Source organism: Nonomuraea sp. CX421 (assembly GCF_059358955.1).
Window position 1 is genome coordinate 2501 of record NZ_JCADBK010000050.1, and the last position, 2691, is coordinate 5191.

Below are 2691 nucleotides of genomic sequence, written 5' to 3' on the forward strand. Positions count from 1 at the left end.
GTAGGCGAAATCGGATGGACTGTTTGAGGGGATCCCAAGTAGCACGGGGCCCGAGAAATCCTGTGTGAATCTGCCAGGACCACCTGGTAAGCCTAAATACTCCCTGGTGACCGATAGTGCACGAGTACCGTGAGGGAAAGGTGAAAAGTGCCCCGGTGAGGGGTCGTGAAAGAGTACCTGAAACCGTGTGCCTACAAGCCGTAGGAGCTTAGTCAGGGCTTGCTCTGACTGTGATGTGACTGCGTGCCTTTTGAAGAATGAGCCTGCGAGTTATGGTGTGTGGCGAGGTTAACCCGTGTGGGGGAGCCGTAGCGAAAGCGAGTCTGAAGAGGGCGTTTGAGTCGCATGCTGTAGACCCGAAGCGGAGTGATCTACGCATGGGCAGGTTGAAGCTCAGGTAAGACTGGGTGGAGGACCGAACCCACCAGGGTTGAAAACCTGGGGGATGACCTGTGTGTAGGGGTGAAAGGCCAATCAAACTCCGTGATAGCTGGTTCTCCCCGAAATGCATTTAGGTGCAGCGTTGCGTGTTTCTTGCCGGAGGTAGAGCACTGGATGGCCGATGGGCCCGACAAGGTTACTGACGTCAGCCAAACTCCGAATGCCGGTAAGTGAGAGCGTGGCAGTGAGACTGCGGGCGATAAGGTTCGTAGTCGAGAGGGAAACAGCCCAGATCACCGACTAAGGCCCCTAAGCGTGTGCTAAGTGGGAAAGGATGTGGAGTCGCAGAGACAACCAGGAGGTTGGCTTAGAAGCAGCCACCCTTGAAAGAGTGCGTAATAGCTCACTGGTCAAGTGATTCCGCGCCGACAATGTAGCGGGGCTCAAGTACACCGCCGAAGTCGTGGCACTGATGAGTCTTTCGGGGCTTGTTGGTGGGTAGGGGAGCGTCGTGCAGCCGGTGAAGCGGCAGAGTGATCTAGTCGTGGAGGCTGTGCGAGTGAGAATGCAGGCATGAGTAGCGAATCGAGGGTGGGAAACCCTCGCGCCGGATGACCAAGGGTTCCTGGGCCAGGCTAATCCGCCCAGGGTAAGTCGGGACCTAAGGCGAGGCCGACAGGCGTAGTCGATGGACAACGGGTTGATATTCCCGTACCCGCTTCAATGCGCCCATATCGAACCTCGTGATGCTAAGAGTCCTTAAGTCCCTTCGCTCTTCGGAGTGGGGGTGAGGCTGAACGCTCGATCCGATCGGGTAGTAGGTAAGCGATGGGGTGACGCAGGAAGGTAGTCCAGCCCAGGCGATGGTAGTCCTGGGGTAAGCATGTAGGGAGTGGGGTAGGTAAATCCGTCCCACGTTGATCCTGAGATGTGATGCCGAGCCGATTGTGGTGAAGTGGATGATCCTATGCTGCCGAGAAAAGCCTCTAGTGAGTGTTGTGGCGGCCCGTACCCTAAACCGACTCAGGTGGTCAGGTAGAGAATACCAAGGCGATCGGGTGAACTGTGGTTAAGGAACTCGGCAAATTGCCCCCGTAACTTCGGGAGAAGGGGGACCTCTGCTGGTGATAGGCCTTGCGCTTGGAGCTGGTGGGGGTCGCAGTGGCCAGGGGGAAGCGACTGTTTACTAAAAACACAGGTCCGTGCGAAGTCGTAAGACGATGTATACGGACTGACGCCTGCCCGGTGCCGGAACGTTAAGGGGACCGCTTAGCGCGAGTGATCGTGCGAAGGTGAGAACTTAAGCGCCGGTAAACGGCGGTGGTAACTATAACCATCCTAAGGTAGCGAAATTCCTTGTCGGGTAAGTTCCGACCTGCACGAATGGCGTAACGACTTCCCCGCTGTCTCAACCACAGACCCGGCGAAATTGCACTACGAGTAAAGATGCTCGTTTCGCGCAGCAGGACGGAAAGACCCCGGGACCTTCACTACAGCTTGACATTGGCGTTTGGAGCGTCTTGTGTAGGATAGGTGGGAGACTGGGAAGCTCGGACGCTAGTTCGGGTGGAGTCATTGGTGAAATACCACTCTGGTCGTTTTGAACGTCTAACTCTGGTCCGTGATCCGGATCGGGGACAGTGTCTGGTGGGTAGTTTAACTGGGGCGGTTGCCTCCTAAAGGGTAACGGAGGCGCCCAAAGGTTCCCTCAGCCTGGTTGGCAATCAGGTGTTGAGTGTAAGTGCACAAGGGAGCTTGACTGTGAGACTGACGGGTCGAGCAGGAGCGAAAGCTGGGACTAGTGATCCGGCATCGGCGTGTGGAAGCGGTGTCGCTCAACGGCTAAAAGGTACCCCGGGGATAACAGGCTGATCTTCCCCAAGAGTCCATATCGACGGGATGGTTTGGCACCTCGATGTCGGCTCGTCGCATCCTGGGGCTGGAGTAGGTCCCAAGGGTTGGGCTGTTCGCCCATTAAAGCGGTACGCGAGCTGGGTTTAGAACGTCGCGAGACAGTTCGGTCCCTATCCGCTGCGCGCGCAGGAGACTTGAAAGGGGCTGTCCCTAGTACGAGAGGACCGGGACGGACGAACCTCTGGTGTGCCAGTTGTACCGCCAGGTGCACGGCTGGTTGGCTACGTTCGGAAGGGATAACCGCTGAAAGCATCTAAGCGGGAAGCTCGCCTTGAGATGAGGTCTCCCACCACGAGAGTGGGTAAGGCTCCCGGTAGACGACCGGGTTGATAGGCCGGAGGTGGAAGCATGGTAACGTGTGGAGCTGACCGGTACTAATAGGCCGAGGACTTGACC

Annotated in this window: 1 rRNA gene (running past one end of the window); it reads left to right on the forward strand. The window is 57.1% G+C overall.

From position 1 onward, the window contains the following. A 23S ribosomal RNA gene (locus tag AC5L3X_RS39035) occupies positions 1-2691 on the forward strand; its annotated part reaches 418 nt to the left of the window's first position; the annotation flags it as partial.